Genomic DNA, 14,843 nt, shown 5'->3' on the forward strand with positions numbered 1-14,843 from the left:
TTTCCCGCGAATCGTAGCACTAAATTGCGCGTCCAGGATATTTTATTGCGGGGAGAAGGGAGCGGCTTCACGGCTTCAAAGAGCGGGAACGGCATGGCCGCCAGCCCGGAGCACATCATGCGAAATCCTATTTTGCAAGCGCCGCGAAGGGCGACGGGATTGGCTTGCCTCCTCCCCCGGAGGGGAGGAGGCAAGCGAGCCTAGGGCTTGATCCCGTACTTCGCATAATCCTCGTCGATGCGCGGCGCGAGCAGCCGGGCGTCGGCCAGATCGACGTCGGCATCCTTCGCGCCGGTGCGCTTGCGCACCACCCCGCGCAGATAGAGGCTCGCGGCCTGCTCGGGGCTTTGCTCGAGCGCGGCGTTGAGGTCGGCCAGCGCGTCGTCCATCCGGTTCATCCGGAAATAGACCATGGCGCGGCTGTCGAGCACGCTCGCCGGATATTCGGCGAGTTCGATCGCCTTGGTGCAGTCCTTGAGCGCCGTGTCGAGCGCGACGTTGCCGGTGCCCTTGAGCCAGCAGCGCGAGTTGAGCAGATCGGCCTTGCCCGGCGTCGCCGCGATCAGCGTGTCGAGCAGCGCGATGCCCTCGTTGACGCGCCCGCCTTCGCTGAGCAGCGTCGCCTGCGCGCTGACATAGCTGTTCTTGTCGTCGCCACCCTGATCGGCATGCTCGGCGAGCATCGCCAGCGCCTCGTCACGCTTGCCCGTATCGGCGAGCAGCGTGGCGACGCGGTTCACCGCCGCGGCCGAGCTGGGATCGATCGCGAGTGCCGCGCGGGCGTCGGCCATCGCATGCACGTCGTCCTTCAACGCCGAATAGAGCCGCGAGCGCCACAGATAGCGGTCGATCGTGGGCTCTAGCTCGATCGCCTTGCCGAGATCCGCGATGGCGCCCTTGCGATCGTAGATCCGGTCGAGGAACCAGGCGCGATCGGCATAGCTCGACGCTTCGGTGGGAGCCTGGGCGATCTGCTTGGCATAGACCGCCAGGATGGGGTCGAGCGCCTTGGCGCGCCGTGCCGCCTCGACCTGGCGGAAGAGCGGCGGCGTGTCCTTGGGCGCCACCGCCTTGAGCAGGCGACCCTTGGCCTGGGCGACTTGCGCGCGCGTCGCGGGAATGTCCGCAGGCGCGATTTCGCCGATGCCCGACACCGAACGATCCTCGACGGTGAGCACCCCGCCCTCCAGCGTCACGCTGCGCTTGAGCGCGACGCCCGCGAGCGTCGCCGGCAGGGCCTTGTCGCCCTCCAGCTCGAAGCCCGCGCCCCCGCCGGGCAGCTGGATGCGCGTGCGCAGGCGGACATCGCCATAATCGCCGCTGCTCACCGGGATGTCGCGCCACGCCGGCCGCGCGCGGTCGGGCGAGAAGCTGACGCGCGACACGGCGTTGTCGAGCGTCACGCGGTAGCGCTCGTCCTTCTTCTCCCAATCGGGATAGGTCACGCCCGACGCGGTCAGCACCGCACTCGCTGTCGCCTCGTCATATTTGAAGCTGCGAGTGACCGTCTCGCTTTCGTTGAGAAACGCCTCGAGGATGTTGTCGATGCGCTTGTCGAGCTCGTCCTTGCCCGATTGGGCCGCGACCACCCGCAGCATCTCCGCCGACGCGCCGCGCAGCGTGATCCGGGCGCTGTAGGGCATCGGGAAGAGCACGCCGGCGCGCCCGTCGAGGTCGATCGCGGCGTCGGTGACCGGACGGGCGTTGGCACGCATCGGCATCTCGATCAGCCCCGCCCCGGCCTCGCGCAGCGGCAGCGCCCAGCGGAACGGCGGAACGTCGCCCAGATCCTCGAGCCGGGTGCCGCCGCCGGTGCCGTCGAGCCACAAAGTCTCGCCGCCGACCGTGGCGCGCACGATCACATGATCGAAGGCGCCGGGAATCGGCAGCCGCTTGGGCGTCAGGTCGCCCAGCTCCGAATTGACCAGCGTCGCCTCGGCCTCGATGCCCAGCGCGCGCAGCATCGAGAGCAGCAGCAGCGTCTTGGCCTTGCAGTCGCCGTAGCGGACGGTCCAGGTCTCCGCGGGCGCCTGAGGCACGTAGCTTCCGTTGTCCATGCCCTTGAACAGGTAGCGGATCTTGTCCTGGACCGACTGGATCGCCATCGCCGCACGCTGGCGCGGATCGCTGGTCGCCGCGGCGATCCGGGCGACTTCGGCCGCGATCGGTCCGCCCGCCACGACGGCGCCCTCGGTCTTGTAGAGCCGGGCCATGTCGCGCGACAGATCGGCCCAGTCGGCATAGTCGGTGGCCTCGAGGATCGGCAGCGGCTTGAAGCGCAGCGGCGCGTCGCCGGGCACCTCGGCAGCCTTGGCGATCGGGAGCGGAATCGTGAGCTCCTCGAACCCATCGGCAGTCGGCGTCGGCTGCAGGTCGGGCACCTTGGTGTGCGCGAGCCAGCGCAGCTTCATCGCCTTGGGCCAGGTCAGCCGCACGCGGCCGAACTGCATCCGCGTCGGCTCGGGAATCAGCACCGCCGCCGCCTGGACATGGCCATTGAGCGCGGGATCCTTGGCGCTGATCGAGAAGGCGACGCGTAGCACGTCACCAACGCGCAGCCCCTCGACCGGAAGCGTCGCAGTGAGCATGCCGTCGAGCCAAGCGCGCTCCAGCCGCTGCTCGCGCTGGATCACCTGGAAGCGCTTGTCGCCGGCGAGCACGTCGATCCGCTCGCCGCCGCGGATGATCTCGACGCGGTGGATGGTCAGATCGCCCTTGTCGGGCTGCCAGGGAAGCGGGATCGTGCCCGCCTGGGTGAGCACCTGCGGCGACGCGATGCGCATCGCCATGTCGGTATAGACCCACTCCTGCCCGTCGGCGAGCCGCTGCTGCTGATCGAACATCAGCATGATCGGATCGCCGTCGCTCAGCTTCGACATGTCGATCGGCGGCGCCGGCTTCACCCAGGCGGGCGCGGGCTGGTAAAGCGGCTTGTCCCCGGCATGCGCCACTCCCGCGCCCGAGGCGAGCGCGGCCATCACGACAATCGATCTGCGAAACATAATACCCCCAGTTCGGGGGTAGATTAGCGGTTCGGCAGCGCCAAACAAGCGGCAGAACGTGCTTAAACGTCGAGGAAATGCGCTCAGCGGCTGTGGTAATAGTCGTAGACCTGCCGCGCGACCGCGGCCGACACCCCCGGCGCCTTCGCCAGATCCTCCAGGCTCGCGCTGCGCACCGCCCGCGCGGTGCCGAAGTGCATCAGCAGCGCCTTCTTGCGCGCGGGGCCGATGCCGGGGACTTCGTCGAGCGGGCTCGCGCCGATCGCCTTGGCGCGCTTCTGCCGGTGCGCGCCGATCGCGAAGCGGTGGACCTCGTCGCGCAGCCGCTGGAGATAGAAGAGCACAGGCGAATTGACCGGCAGGGTCAGCTCGCGTCCGTCCATCAGGTGGAAGACCTCGCGCCCGTCGCGGCCGTGGTGCGGGCCCTTGGCGACGCCGACGAGGCAGACGTCCTCGATGCCGAGATCCTCGAGCACGCCCTTGGCCGCGTTGAGCTGGCCGCGGCCGCCGTCGATGAGCACCAGATCGGGCCAGGTGCCGCCCTGGCGATCGGGGTCCTCGTCCTGCGCCCGGGCGAAGCGGCGGCCGAAGACTTCGCGCATCATCGCGAAATCGTCGCCCGGCACGGTCTCGGCGCGCTTGATGTTGAACTTGCGGTACTGGTTCTTGCGGAAACCCTCGGGCCCCGCGACGACCATCGCGCCCAGCGCATTGGTGCCCTGAATATGGCTGTTGTCATAGACTTCGATGCGGTCGGGCGGCTCGGGCAGCTCGAAGATGTCGGCGATCTCGGCGAGCAGCTTGGCCTGCGTGGTGCTCTCGGCGAGGCGGCGGTCGAGGGCCTCGACGGCGTTGCGCTTGGCCTGGTCGAGCAGCCGCCGGCGCGCGCCGCGCTGCGGCACGGAGAGCGCGACGCGGTGTCCGGCGCGCTCGCTCATCGCCTCGGCGAGCAGCTCGGCCTCGGGCAGCTCGCGGTCGACGAAGACGTTCCGCGCGGGCGGGACTTCCTCGTAGAACTGCATCAGGAAGGCGCCGAGCACTTCATCCTCGGGCACGTCCTGGGTGTGCGCGGGGAAGAAGCTGCGGTGCCCCCAATTCTGCCCGCCGCGAATGAAGAAGGCCTCGATCCCGATCACCCCGGCCTTGCACGCCAGCGCGAAGATGTCGGCGTCGCCCACCCCTTCGGCGTTGATCGCCTGGCTGCCCTGGATGAAGGTGAGCGCCTTCAGCCGGTCGCGCAGGATCGCCGCCAGCTCGAAATCGAGATTCTCGGCCGCGGCCTGCATCTGGAGCCCGAGCTTCTCCTGCACCTTGGTCGACTTGCCCTGGAGGAAGTCGCGTGCGTCGGTGACCAGCTCGGCATAGGCGGGCGCGTCGATCCGCCCCACGCACGGCGCCGAGCAGCGGCGGATTTGGTACAGGAGACACGGCCGGTCGCGCGTGGCGAAGAAGCCGTCGGTGCAGCTTCGGAGCAGGAACAGCTTCTGCAGCGCGTTGAGCGTCTGTCGGACCTGCCCTGCGCCCGCGAAGGGCCCGAAATAATCGCCCTTGTAGCGCCGCGCGCCGCGATGGAGCTGGACGCGGGCGAACTCGTGGTCCTGGCGCAGCAGGATGAAGGGGAAGGACTTATCGTCGCGCAGCAGCACGTTGTACGGCGGGCGGAAGCGCTTGATCAGCTGCGCCTCGAGCAGCAGCGCCTCGGCCTCGTTGTTGGTGGTGACGATCGTCATCGATCTCGTCTGCGCCACCATCCGCTGGAGCCGCTTCGAGAGGCGCGTCACCTGGGTATAGTTGTTGACCCGATTGCGGAGCGCGCGCGCCTTGCCGACGTAGAGCACGTCGCCGCGGGCATCCTGCATCCGATAGACGCCGGGGCGCACGGGCAGCGTCTTGAGCACGTTGCGGATCGCGGCCACGCCGGCCTCGAGGTCGGGGGCCTCGGTGCCGCGCACCGCATAGGTGGCCTTTTCCTCGTTGAACCGGCTGGGGGAATTGGGATCGGACATCGTCGGTGCCGATTTAGGCGCGCGGCGGTTTCGCGGCAACTTGAACAGTCACATCGTTGCGGCATAGTCACGGCGTTCCGGAGAGGAGTCGTCGCCATGAAGCCGATCGCCGTTTCCGCCGCGCTGCTGCTTGCCTGCGCCGCCGTTCCCGCCGCCGCCCAGAGCGTCCCCGCTCCCGTCGCCACTGCGCTCGCCGACACCGGCCGCCCGCCGGCGGACAAGGAGCGCGACGCCGCGCGGCACCCGGGCGAGATCCTTGCCTTCGCCGGCGTCAAGCCGGGGGACAAGGTCGCCGATTTCGTGATGGGCGGCGGCTATTGGACGCGCATCCTCGCGCCGCTCGTGGGCTCGACGGGCAAGGTCTATGCCTATCAGCCCGCCGAGTTCATCAAGTTCCGCGCCGCCTATGCCGACGAGCAGAAGGCCGCAGTGGCGGGCCGGGCCAATGTCGTGCCGCTGAGCGACAGCCTGGGGAGCTTTTCCTTCGCCGAGCCGCTCGACGCAATCGTGACGGTGCAGAACTGGCACGACCTGCACCTGAAGGCCGCGCCCGCCGGCTTTGCCGGGACGGTGGCGAAGAAGCTCTATGATTCGCTCAAGCCCGGGGGCGTGCTGCTGGTGGTCGACCATGTCGCCAACGCCGACCCGGGGTTCGCTGCGCCCGACAGCCTCCACCGCATCGATCCGGCTGCGGCGCGGGCGGAGATCGAGGCTGCGGGGTTCAGGTTCGACGGCGAGCTGCCGCTGCTCCGCAACGCCGCCGATCCGCACACGGCCAAGGTGTTCGACCCGGCGATCCGCGGCAAGACCGACCAGTTCGTCTATCGCTTCCGCAAGCCGGGCTGAGGTTCAGGGCTTCGCGGCCTCGCGCTCCATCCGCTGCGCCTCGGCCTCGATCCGGTTCATCATTTCCTCGGCACGCGCGCCGATGTCCTCTTGCTTGCGGCGGTCCTCGGCGTGGCGCTGCAGCGCGAGCACGACCATCAGCACGGCGAGGAGCAGCGTCGCGACGCCGGCGATCTGGAGCCAGCGATATTGGGGAGCGGGTGCCATGCGCCACCCTTAAGGCCAGCGCCGCGCGGCGGGCAAAGAAAAATGCCGCCCCCGGCATCCCGGGAGCGGCATCGGAATTCCGTGGCGGATCGGCTCAGTTGAGCCGGCCCAGCCCCGCGATCGTCTGGTCGATCAGCGACTTGTCGGCTTCGGCGCCGTGCTTGTCGGCGATGATCGCCGCGGCGGCGCGCGTGGCGGCCTCGGCGGCCTTGGCGCGGATCGCCTGGACGGCGGCGAGCTCGGCCGCCGCGATCTTGTCCTCGGCCATCTTGGTGCGACGCTTGGTCAGCTCCTTGGCGTCGGCCTCGGCACGGGCGAGGACGGCCTTGGCCTCCTCGTCGGCATGCGCGAGCATCGCCTGGGTCTCGGCCTCGAGGCCCGCGATCTTGCGCGCATATTCCTCGCGCAGCGCCTCGGCCTCGGCGCGAAGCTGCTTGGCTTCCTCGAGCCGGTTGCGGATTTCGGCGATCTTGGCGTCGAGCCCGCGCGCGATCACGCCCGGCACCTTCTTCCAGATCAGCGTCAGGAGGAAGACGAGCATCGCGATCGACACCCAGACGGTCGCGTCGAGCCCGAAGATGGCGGGATCGGAATGCGCTTCGCTGGGGCCGCTGTGCTCGATCGTCACGGCCTTGGTGCCGGTCTCGGGCACGCCCATGTCGTGGACGGTCGCGCTCAGATTCTGCTCGGCCGCGCCGCCCGTGGCGGGTGCCGTTGCCGCATGTGCTGCCTCAGCCATTGAGCGCCGCCTTCACTGCCTTCTTGGCCTCCGCGGCCGTAACCTTGGCGCCCGACAGGCGATCGACGATGTCGCGCGCCGCATCGGTTGCCACTGCCTCGATCTCGGCGCTGGCCGCCTCGCTCGCCGCGGCGATGCGTGCCTCGGCCTCGGCGATCTTCGCGTCGATCTTGGCGCCCGCGGCGGCAAGGGTCTTCTCGGCCTTGGCCGTACCCTTGGCACGCGCGTCGGCGATGCGCTTCTGCACCGCGGCGCGCGCGTCATTGTCCTGCGTGCGCCACCGCTCCTCGGCGGCATCGGCGGCAGCCCGGGCGGCTTCCGCCGCAGCCAGGTCGTCCGAAACCGTCTTGTCGCGCTCGTCGACGGTCGAGAGCACCTTGGGCAGCATGCCCAGGCCCACGACCAGGAAAACGAAGCCGAACGTCAGCAGCGTCCAGAAGATCTGGGACGCATAGGTCGCGGCGATCTGTTCTATCTGAGGCATTTTGATCCTGTCCGGATGCGGGCCGGCCTGGGTGCCGGCCCGGACTCGGAATGTTAGGCGACGAAGATCAGCAGCACCGCCACGACGAACGCGAGCAGGCCGAGAAGCTCGGCGGCCGCGAAGCCGATGAACATGTTGCCCTGCTGGCTCGCAGCGGCGCCCGGGTTGCGCAGCGCACCCTGCAGGTACGACGCGAAGACGTTGCCCACGCCGAGCGCGGCCAGACCGGCACCGATGGCAGCCAGGCCCGCGCCGAGCAGCTTGATCGCTTCACCTTCCATTTGAATAACTCCTTGGTCGAATTTCAGTTTAACGGGAAAACGGGATCAGTGATGGTCGTGCAGGTGCACGGCATCATTGATGTACAGCGAGGTAAGCAGCGCGAAGACATAGGCCTGCACGCCCGCCACCAGCATCTCCAGCGCCGACACGCCCACCATCAGCAGGAAGCTCGGCACGCCGACGCCCACGCCCACCACCGCACCGGCGTTGCCGGCATTGATGATGAAGCCGGCGAGGACCTTGAGCAGGATGTGCCCCGCGGTCATCGCGACGAACAGTCGCAGCGCCAGGCTGAACGGGCGCACCATGAACGAGACGAACTCGATCGGCGCGACGAGCAGCAGCACGGGGATCGGAGTCCCCTTGGGCGCGAACAGCGAGAAGAAGCGCAGCCCGTGCTTGGCGAAGCCGACGATCAGCACGATCGAGAAGCTGAGGATCGCCAGCACGCCGGTGACGGTGAAGTGGCTGGTGACCGTGAAGGGATGCACGCCGAACACGCCGAAGGGCATCAGCCCCAGCACGTTGGCGAACAGGATGAACATGAACAGCGAGAAGACATAGGGGACGTACTTGCGCCCGTCCTTGCCGATGTTCGCCTTGAGCAGGTGATCGATGAAGCCGGTGAAGGTCTCGACCATCATCTGCCAGCGGCCGGGAACGACCTGCCGCTTCATGCCGCCGAGCATGAACACCCACAGCACGACCGCAGCCGCGCACATCCAGAGCGCCGAGTTGGTGAAGGCGATCTGATGGCCGGCCACGTTGAAGCCGTCCCAAATCGTCTGCACCTCGAACTGGTGCATCGGGTCGATCTTGCCTGATTCCGCCGCCACGCTGTGCCCTGGGTCCCGTATTAGCCAAAGCGCCCGAAGGATCACTTCGAGCGCTGATTCGAAATCCTGATGATGTTCCTGAACGCGCTCACGATTCCGAGGAAAAGGAGAGCAAGCAGGAGCCACGGAGAGGTACCGAGCAGCCAATCGAGGGTGCCCCCGATGACCGCTCCTCCAACCATCCCTCCGATCAGCTCGGCCAGAACGCGGTTGCCCATGCGATAATTCTGATCGCCCGGTGCTTCCGCCTCTCGCGTCCTGATCGCCTCTTCCGATTTTGCCCGCTTCAGCCGCGCGTTGAGCGAAGCGATGCGGGGATCCTCGGGCAAGGGGTCCGGTCCGGGCTCATTTTCGGCCATTTCGCCTCTCCTATCAGCCGTTTCCGGCATGGCAAGGCGCCATGTGCCGAGGTCGAGCCCGCCAAGGCAGGGGCGCTTTAGGAAGGGTGGCGGGGCGAGTCAACACCAGTGGCTTTTTGGGACATGCGCCACGATTGCGTCCGCTCCTTGGCCCGCGCATATCTCGCGCATGTCCGCCGACACGCCCGACAACAGCGGCCACCGCGCGCGCCTGCGCCAGCGGCTTTTCGAGGGCGGACCCGACGCGCTGCTCGATCACGAGCTGATCGAGTATCTGCTCGCGCTGGCGATTCCAAGGCGCGACACCAAGCCGCTGGCCAAGGCGCTGCTCGCCGAGTTCGGCGGGATCGCCGGACTCCTCACTGCAGACGCCGAGGCGCTGGCGCGCGTCGACGGCATGGGCGAGACCAGCGCCGCGGCGCTCAAGACCGCGCACGCCGCCGCGCTCCGGCTGCTGCGCGGGCAAGTCGCCGAGCGTCCGGTGCTCGCCAACTGGCAGGCGCTGCTCGACTATCTGCGCGCCGACATGGCGCATCACGCGATCGAGCGCGTGCGCGTGCTCCATCTCAATTCGAAGAACATGCTGATCCGCGACGAGCTGATGTGGACCGGCTCGACCGACGAGGCCGCGGTCCATGTCCGCGAAGTGATCCGCCGCGCGATCGATCTCGGCTCGGCGGCGATCATCCTGGTTCACAACCATCCCTCGGGCGATCCCAGCCCCAGCCGCGCCGACATCGACATCACGCGCAACATCGCCGAGGCAGGCAAAAGGCTGGGCATCGCGCTCCACGACCATGTCGTCATCGGCACCCAGGGCCATTCGAGCCTGCGCGCGATGGGGCTGATCTGACTCCTGCCCGCGGCGGCGTTGCAGCACCGGCCTGCCCTTGCTAGGGCCCGCGGCGTCGCGTCCGCCTCCTGCCAGGCGGGCAGCCCCGCTCTCGAAAGGAAAGCCATGGTCCCCCGCTACGCGCGTCCGGAGATGACCGCGATCTGGTCGCCCGAAACCCGCTTCGCCATCTGGTTCGAGATCGAGGCGCATGCGACCGAGGCGCTCGCCGAGCTGGGCGTGGTGCCCAAGGCCGCGGCCAAGGCGCTGTGGGACTGGTGGGCGACCAAGCCCGTGATCGACGTCGCCGCGATCGACGCGATCGAAGCCGTCACCAAGCACGACGTCATCGCCTTCCTCACCTGGGTCGCCGAGCAGGTGGGCGAGGAAGCCCGCTTCATGCACCAGGGCATGACCAGCTCCGACGTGCTCGACACCTGCCTGGCGGTCCAGCTCGCCCGCGCCAGCGACATCCTGCTCGCCGATATCGACAAGCTGCTCGAAGTGCTCGAGCGTCGCGCCAAGGAGCACAAGCTCACTCCGACGATCGGGCGCAGCCACGGCATCCACGCCGAGCCGGTGACCTTCGGGCTCAAGCTCGCCGAAGCCTATGCCGAGTTCGCCCGCGCCAAGAAGCGCCTGCTCGCCGCACGCGAGGACGTAGCCACCTGCGCCATCTCGGGCGCGGTCGGCACCTTCGCCAATATCGATCCGCGCGTCGAAGCGCATGTCGCCGAGAAGCTCGGCCTGGCGGTCGAGCCGGTCTCGACCCAGGTGATCCCACGCGATCGCCATGCGATGTTCTTCGCGACGCTCGGCGTGATCGCCAGCTCGATCGAGCGGCTCGCGGTGGAGATTCGCCATCTCCAGCGCACCGAGGTTCTGGAAGCCGAGGAATATTTCTCGCCCGGCCAGAAGGGCTCGTCGGCGATGCCGCACAAGCGCAACCCGGTGCTGACCGAGAACCTCACCGGCCTTGCGCGCATGGTGCGCAGCGCCGCCATCCCCGCGATGGAGAATGTCGCGCTGTGGCACGAGCGCGACATCTCGCATTCGTCGGTCGAGCGCTATATCGGCCCCGACGCGACGATCACGCTCGACTTCGCGCTCGCCCGCCTGACCGGGGTGATCGACAAGCTGCTCGTCTATCCCGAGCGCATGCAGAAGAACCTCGATCGCATGGGCGGGCTCGTCCATTCGCAGCGCGTGCTGCTGGCGCTCACCCAGGCCGGAGTCAGCCGCGAGGACAGCTATCGCCTCGTCCAGCGCAACGCGATGAAGGTGTGGGAGTCGGATGGCCAGCTGAGCCTGCTCGAGCTGCTCAAGGCCGATCCCGAAGTCACCGCCGCGCTCTCGGTTCAGGAGCTCGAGGACAAGTTCGACCTCGGCTATCACTACAAGCACGTCGACACGATCTTCGATCGCGTTTTCGGCTGAGCCCGGCGGCGATCGCGCGGGCTCGGCCGATCAGCGGCTGAGCTCGCAGATCCAGTTCACTTCCCAGCTCTTGCCGCCATCGTCCGAAAAGGCCTGCTCCATGCGGGCCGAACGCGGCGATTCGTTGAGCCACATGTAGCGCACCAGGATCGCGCGGCCCTTCCAGGGTTCCTGGCTGTAGAACTCGCCGCGATTGCCGGTGAAGCCGCCGATCACCGGCGGCAGATCGAGCGTGCCCTTGTCGAGGTCGACGAGGTAGATCGACCATTGGCGACTCTCGGGATTGTAGAGGCGCAGCGTCTGCGCCTTGATCCGCGCGCCGTCCCTGCTCCGAACGTCGAACTCCTCGAAATTGGCGTTGCTGTCGAGCAGCTTGTGGTGGTTGGAGATGCCGTCATACTCCACCCAGACGTTCGAGCCGACGAGCCGCTCGGGAAGCCGCCGGACATGCGCCTTCCAGTCGCCGATCAGGAAATCGAAATCGTGGCTGCCGTCGCGCTGCCCGGCGGCGGGGGACGCCGGGGCCGCGGACGTGTTCTGCCCGTACAGCGGCGCCAGCAGCAGCAAGGCGGCAAGGCTCGTCCACATGCGCTCTCTCCCTCCTGTCGCCGCCGAGGATGACAGCCGGCGCCCGCTTTGAGGACGCGGCAAAGCGGGGTAGAGGGTAAGCGATATTTATGCTCGATTCGCCGCTCCCGTCGCTCCCGGCGATACGCGCGTTCGAAGCCGCCGCGCGCACCGGCAGCTTTGCGGGCGCGGCGCGCGAGCTGGGCACTTCGGCAGCATCGGTGAGCTATCATGTCCGCCGGCTCGAGCGGCAGACCGGCGTCGCGCTATTCGTGCGCCATCCCCATTTCGTCGTGCTGACTCCGGCGGGCGAAGCCGTGGCCGAGGAAGCGATCCGCGCCTTCGCGGCGCTGCGCGCCAGCTTCGCGCGCGCAGTGGAGATCGACGAGACGCGCATCGCGATCACGACGCTGCCTACCCTCGGCACGAGCTGGCTGATCCCGCGCCTGGGCAGCTTCCGCGCGGCGCATGCGGGCATCCAGCTCGACCTCGACCTCTCGCCCGAACCGCGCGATCTGGCGGGCGGCGGCTTCGACGCCGCGATCCGCAACGGCCACGGCCGGTGGCCCGGGCTGCGCAGCCTGGCGCTGTTCCCGAGCTGCTTCACGCCGCTGTGCGCGCCCGAGCTGCGCGCGCGTGCCGCGGCGATGCTCGCCGATCCGGATGCCCCGCTCGACCTGCCGCTGCTCGGGCGGCAGGACTGGTGGCGGCTCTGGTTCACTGCGCGCGGCGGATCGCGCACGCCGCGGCCCGACCAGTTCGGCATCCATCTCGCCGAGGAGCATCTCGACGCGGCAGCCGCCGCCGCGGGGCACGGCGTCACCATCGGCTCCCCGATCCTGTTCGCGCGCGAGATCGAGGCCGGGCGGCTCGTCGCGATCGACGATCTGGTGGCGAGCGACGGGCGCAGCTTCTGGCTGGTCTGGCCGGTCGCGCGCCAGCACAGCGCCAAGATCCGCTCCTTCCGCGACTGGCTGGCGAGCGAAGTCGAAGCGGTGCGCGCGGCGATCCAGCCGATGCTCGACGGGCTCGTGACCGTCGAGCCCGAGCGGGCCCTTCCTTTGTAGGATTTCGCCGGTTACCCATCGCTGTTCAGGGGGGGACGAGCATGGCGATCACCGCATCGGTCGGCAGAGGCGGAGTCAATGTGCGCGCGGACGTGCGCCAGGTCCAGGAACTGCTCAACGCATGGCTGGCCGCCACCGGCCAGGCGACGATCCCGACAGACGGCGGCGCGGGTCCGCGAACCGTCGCGGCGATCGAAGCCTATCAGGCGCGCGTGCTCGGCGCGGCGCGGCCGGATGGCCGGATCGATCCGGACGGCCGCAGCTGGCGCGCGCTGGCCGCCGGAGAGGGCGCGACTCCCCCGCTCAGCGGCGCCGACTGGTGGCACGCCAATCAGGCGCGCTTCCCGAACAGCGCATCGCTCGCCGACCTCGTCCAGCCTTTCCGGGGTCGCGCCACGGCATTCGTCGAAGCGCTCCGCGCCGCCGGAGCCAGCGTGACGATCAGCGCCACCCGCCGCAATCCGGCGCGCGCGGCGCTGATGCACTATAGCTGGCAGGTCGCCAAAGGCGTGGTCGCTCCGGCCGACGTCCCCGCCATTGCCGGCGCGCCGATCCGCTGGGACCATGGCGACACGGCCAGCTCACGCCGCGCCGCCCAGCAGATGGTCGACCTGTTCGGCATCGCCTATGAGCCGTCGCTCACCTCACGGCATATCGAGGGCCGCGCGGTCGACATGACGATCGCCTGGACCGGCACGGTCCGCGTCGAGGATCGCTCGGGCCACAAGGTGGCCATCGGCACGCCGCGGAGCGGGGCCGACAACCGCACCCTGCACGGCATCGGCGCCGGCTACGGCGTGTTCAAGCTGCTGAGCGACCCGCCGCACTGGAGCGACGACGGGCATTGATCAGCGCACGCCGAGACGCGCCATCGTCGCTTCGTCGGCGGGGAAGAAGGCTTCGATCGCGAGCTCGTCGAGCGTGACGTCGCGCGGCGTCCCGAAGATGGTGGTGGTGCTGAGGAAGCTGAGCTCGCCCAGCGGCGTATCCAGCCGGAGCGGCACGGCGACGCTGTCGAGCGTGTCGCGATCGCCCGTCCCTTCGGCGGAGGGATAGGCGGAGAGTTCGGCCAGCAGCGCGGCGAGCGCGGGGTCGCTGGTCAGCCACGCCTGCCGCCGCAGCCGCTCGAGCAGATGCGCGCGCCACTCGCCCAGGTTGCGGATGCGGGGCGCGAGTCCGTCGGGGTGAAGGCTCAGCCGCAGCACGTTGACCGGGCCTTGAAGGAGATGCGCCGCCACGCCTTCGAGCAGCGGCGCGACCGCGGCGTTCGCAGTCACCATGTTCCAGTGCCGGTCGATCGCGAGCGCCGGAAAGGGCTCATGGCCCTTCAGCACCAGCTCGATCGCGCGCCGCGCCGCGGCGAGTTCGGGATCGTCGAGCGGACGTTCGGCATAGATCGGCGCATGGCCTGCGCCCAGCAGCATGGCATTGCGCTCGCGCAGCGGCACTTCCAGATGCTCGGCGAGCAGCAGCACCATCTCACGGCTGGGCTGCGCGCGCCCGGTCTCGATGAAGCTCAGGTGCCGGGTCGAAATCTCCGCTTCCAGAGCCAAGTCCATCTGGCTGAGCCGCCGCTGCTGCCGCCAATGCTTGATCTGTTCGCCGAGTGGCCGGACCTGAGGCTGCATCACCGTCTCCTTCGCCCCCTGATTACCGGCCGGCCTGCATCGATCCAATTACCTCCGGAGTAATCGACTTGGCCGGCGCGGCCGCCATGCTTGGCAGGTCCTCAAGCAAGGGAGACCTGGACCATGACTGCAAATCCGATGCTCCGCCCCATCCTCCGCTTCGACGCTGCGACCTGCGCGGCGATGGGCCTGCTGCTCGCGATCGGCGCCGATGCGATTGCGCGAATCACGGCGCTTCCCGTTCCGCTGCTGCGCGAAGCCGGGTTGCTCCTCCTTCCCTTCGCGGCGTTCGTGCTCTGGGCAGCGGGGCGGAGCGGCTGGCCGGCGCAGGCCGTGGTCGCCGCCAACATCGCCTGGATCGCGGGCAGCGTCGCGCTGATCGCGAGCCCGTGGAGCGGCAATGCATTCGGCATCGCCTTTCTCGGCGCGCAGGCGGCCGTGGTGATGCTGCTTGCGGTGCTGGAGTGGCGGCACCTGGCGCGGGTGCCGGCGACCGCATGAGACAAAAGGAAAGCCCCTCCGCATCGGGAGAGGCTTCCTCAATTCTCGTT

At 68.7% G+C, this 14,843-nt stretch carries 16 protein-coding genes; 6 read left to right on the forward strand and 10 right to left on the reverse strand.

The features are described from left to right. Window positions 1-200: 200 nt before the first annotated feature. Entirely contained in the window at window positions 201-3,002 is a 2,802-nt protein-coding gene (locus J7500_RS01210; RefSeq protein WP_294059278.1) for a DUF3857 domain-containing protein, read from the reverse strand. An 83-nt stretch (window positions 3,003-3,085) separates the two neighbouring features. After that, window positions 3,086-5,008 carry an excinuclease ABC subunit UvrC gene (gene uvrC, locus J7500_RS01215; protein ID WP_294059280.1) on the reverse strand — a complete coding sequence of 641 codons (1,923 nt, stop codon included), beginning with the start codon at window positions 5,006-5,008 and terminating at the stop codon, window positions 3,086-3,088. Between the two features lie 96 nt (window positions 5,009-5,104). Here uvrC and J7500_RS01220 point away from each other — a divergent pair, with 96 nt between their 5' ends. Continuing rightward, window positions 5,105-5,854 carry a methyltransferase gene (locus tag J7500_RS01220; protein ID WP_294059282.1) on the forward strand — a complete coding sequence of 250 codons (750 nt, stop codon included), beginning with the start codon at window positions 5,105-5,107 and terminating at the stop codon, window positions 5,852-5,854. Window positions 5,855-5,857: 3 nt separating this feature from the next. Here the strand turns inward: J7500_RS01220 and J7500_RS01225 are convergent, their stop codons facing one another. From J7500_RS01225 to J7500_RS01250, 6 genes are all read right to left on the reverse strand, one after another. After that, window positions 5,858-6,061, reverse strand: coding sequence for a hypothetical protein (locus J7500_RS01225; protein ID WP_294059284.1), 204 nt, complete (start codon window positions 6,059-6,061; stop codon window positions 5,858-5,860). 94 nt (window positions 6,062-6,155) lie between these two features. Next, window positions 6,156-6,800 carry a F0F1 ATP synthase subunit B gene (locus J7500_RS01230; RefSeq protein ID WP_294059287.1) on the reverse strand — a complete coding sequence of 215 codons (645 nt, stop codon included), beginning with the start codon at window positions 6,798-6,800 and terminating at the stop codon, window positions 6,156-6,158. After that, window positions 6,793-7,284, reverse strand: coding sequence for an ATPase (locus J7500_RS01235; protein WP_294059289.1), 492 nt, complete (start codon window positions 7,282-7,284; stop codon window positions 6,793-6,795). The genes J7500_RS01230 and J7500_RS01235 overlap by 8 nt, the downstream gene beginning before the upstream one ends. A gap of 53 nt (window positions 7,285-7,337) precedes the next feature. Further along, window positions 7,338-7,565, reverse strand: a complete 228-nt coding sequence (locus J7500_RS01240; RefSeq protein WP_294059290.1) for a F0F1 ATP synthase subunit C — start codon at window positions 7,563-7,565, stop codon at window positions 7,338-7,340. A gap of 45 nt (window positions 7,566-7,610) precedes the next feature. Then, complete coding sequence (locus J7500_RS01245; protein WP_294060653.1) at window positions 7,611-8,372, reverse strand: F0F1 ATP synthase subunit A; 762 nt, start codon at window positions 8,370-8,372, stop codon at window positions 7,611-7,613. Between the two features lie 71 nt (window positions 8,373-8,443). After that, the gene (locus tag J7500_RS01250; protein WP_294059292.1) at window positions 8,444-8,761 is read right to left on the reverse strand and encodes an AtpZ/AtpI family protein; all 318 of its coding nucleotides are present in this window, start codon (window positions 8,759-8,761) and stop codon (window positions 8,444-8,446) included. Between the two features lie 169 nt (window positions 8,762-8,930). On the opposite strand from J7500_RS01250, the gene radC reads away from it, so the two are divergent. After that, complete coding sequence (gene radC / locus J7500_RS01255; RefSeq protein ID WP_294059294.1) at window positions 8,931-9,614, forward strand: DNA repair protein RadC; 684 nt, start codon at window positions 8,931-8,933, stop codon at window positions 9,612-9,614. A 105-nt stretch (window positions 9,615-9,719) separates the two neighbouring features. Next, the gene (gene purB, locus J7500_RS01260) at window positions 9,720-11,030 is read left to right on the forward strand and encodes an adenylosuccinate lyase (RefSeq protein ID WP_294059296.1); all 1,311 of its coding nucleotides are present in this window, start codon (window positions 9,720-9,722) and stop codon (window positions 11,028-11,030) included. Between the two features lie 30 nt (window positions 11,031-11,060). Here the strand turns inward: purB and J7500_RS01265 are convergent, their stop codons facing one another. After that, a complete protein-coding gene (locus tag J7500_RS01265) occupies window positions 11,061-11,618 on the reverse strand; it encodes a hypothetical protein (RefSeq protein ID WP_294059298.1) in 558 nt (185 codons plus the stop codon). An 89-nt stretch (window positions 11,619-11,707) separates the two neighbouring features. On the opposite strand from J7500_RS01265, the gene J7500_RS01270 reads away from it, so the two are divergent. Together J7500_RS01270 and J7500_RS01275 are read left to right on the forward strand one after the other, a co-directional pair. Then, window positions 11,708-12,664, forward strand: a complete 957-nt coding sequence (locus tag J7500_RS01270; protein WP_294059300.1) for a LysR substrate-binding domain-containing protein — start codon at window positions 11,708-11,710, stop codon at window positions 12,662-12,664. Between the two features lie 41 nt (window positions 12,665-12,705). After that, window positions 12,706-13,512: a peptidoglycan-binding domain-containing protein gene (locus J7500_RS01275; protein WP_294059301.1), complete on the forward strand. Its 807-nt coding sequence runs from the start codon at window positions 12,706-12,708 to the stop codon at window positions 13,510-13,512. Here the strand turns inward: J7500_RS01275 and J7500_RS01280 are convergent, their stop codons facing one another. After that, window positions 13,513-14,292, reverse strand: a complete 780-nt coding sequence (locus J7500_RS01280) for a helix-turn-helix transcriptional regulator (protein ID WP_294059303.1) — start codon at window positions 14,290-14,292, stop codon at window positions 13,513-13,515. Between the two features lie 123 nt (window positions 14,293-14,415). Here J7500_RS01280 and J7500_RS01285 point away from each other — a divergent pair, with 123 nt between their 5' ends. Further along, a complete protein-coding gene (locus tag J7500_RS01285; RefSeq protein ID WP_294059305.1) occupies window positions 14,416-14,793 on the forward strand; it encodes a hypothetical protein in 378 nt (125 codons plus the stop codon). Window positions 14,794-14,843 lie beyond the last annotated feature (50 nt).

Source organism: Sphingomonas sp. (assembly GCF_017744835.1).
GTDB lineage: Bacteria > Pseudomonadota > Alphaproteobacteria > Sphingomonadales > Sphingomonadaceae > Sphingomonas.

Coding starts and splice junctions, on each gene's coding strand:
- J7500_RS01285 (WP_294059305.1), top strand. CDS start 14,416: ATGACTGCAAATCCGATGCTCCGCCCCATCCTCCGCTTCGACGCTGCG.
- J7500_RS01250 (WP_294059292.1), bottom strand. CDS start 8,761: ATGGCCGAAAATGAGCCCGGACCGGACCCCTTGCCCGAGGATCCCCGC.
- J7500_RS01280 (WP_294059303.1), bottom strand. CDS start 14,292: ATGCAGCCTCAGGTCCGGCCACTCGGCGAACAGATCAAGCATTGGCGG.
- uvrC (WP_294059280.1), bottom strand. CDS start 5,008: ATGTCCGATCCCAATTCCCCCAGCCGGTTCAACGAGGAAAAGGCCACC.
- radC (WP_294059294.1), top strand. CDS start 8,931: ATGTCCGCCGACACGCCCGACAACAGCGGCCACCGCGCGCGCCTGCGC.
- J7500_RS01210 (WP_294059278.1), bottom strand. CDS start 3,002: ATGTTTCGCAGATCGATTGTCGTGATGGCCGCGCTCGCCTCGGGCGCG.
- J7500_RS01230 (WP_294059287.1), bottom strand. CDS start 6,800: ATGGCTGAGGCAGCACATGCGGCAACGGCACCCGCCACGGGCGGCGCG.
- J7500_RS01235 (WP_294059289.1), bottom strand. CDS start 7,284: ATGCCTCAGATAGAACAGATCGCCGCGACCTATGCGTCCCAGATCTTC.
- J7500_RS01220 (WP_294059282.1), top strand. CDS start 5,105: ATGAAGCCGATCGCCGTTTCCGCCGCGCTGCTGCTTGCCTGCGCCGCC.
- J7500_RS01245 (WP_294060653.1), bottom strand. CDS start 8,372: ATGCACCAGTTCGAGGTGCAGACGATTTGGGACGGCTTCAACGTGGCC.
- purB (WP_294059296.1), top strand. CDS start 9,720: ATGGTCCCCCGCTACGCGCGTCCGGAGATGACCGCGATCTGGTCGCCC.
- J7500_RS01275 (WP_294059301.1), top strand. CDS start 12,706: ATGGCGATCACCGCATCGGTCGGCAGAGGCGGAGTCAATGTGCGCGCG.
- J7500_RS01265 (WP_294059298.1), bottom strand. CDS start 11,618: ATGTGGACGAGCCTTGCCGCCTTGCTGCTGCTGGCGCCGCTGTACGGG.
- J7500_RS01225 (WP_294059284.1), bottom strand. CDS start 6,061: ATGGCACCCGCTCCCCAATATCGCTGGCTCCAGATCGCCGGCGTCGCG.
- J7500_RS01240 (WP_294059290.1), bottom strand. CDS start 7,565: ATGGAAGGTGAAGCGATCAAGCTGCTCGGCGCGGGCCTGGCTGCCATC.
- J7500_RS01270 (WP_294059300.1), top strand. CDS start 11,708: ATGCTCGATTCGCCGCTCCCGTCGCTCCCGGCGATACGCGCGTTCGAA.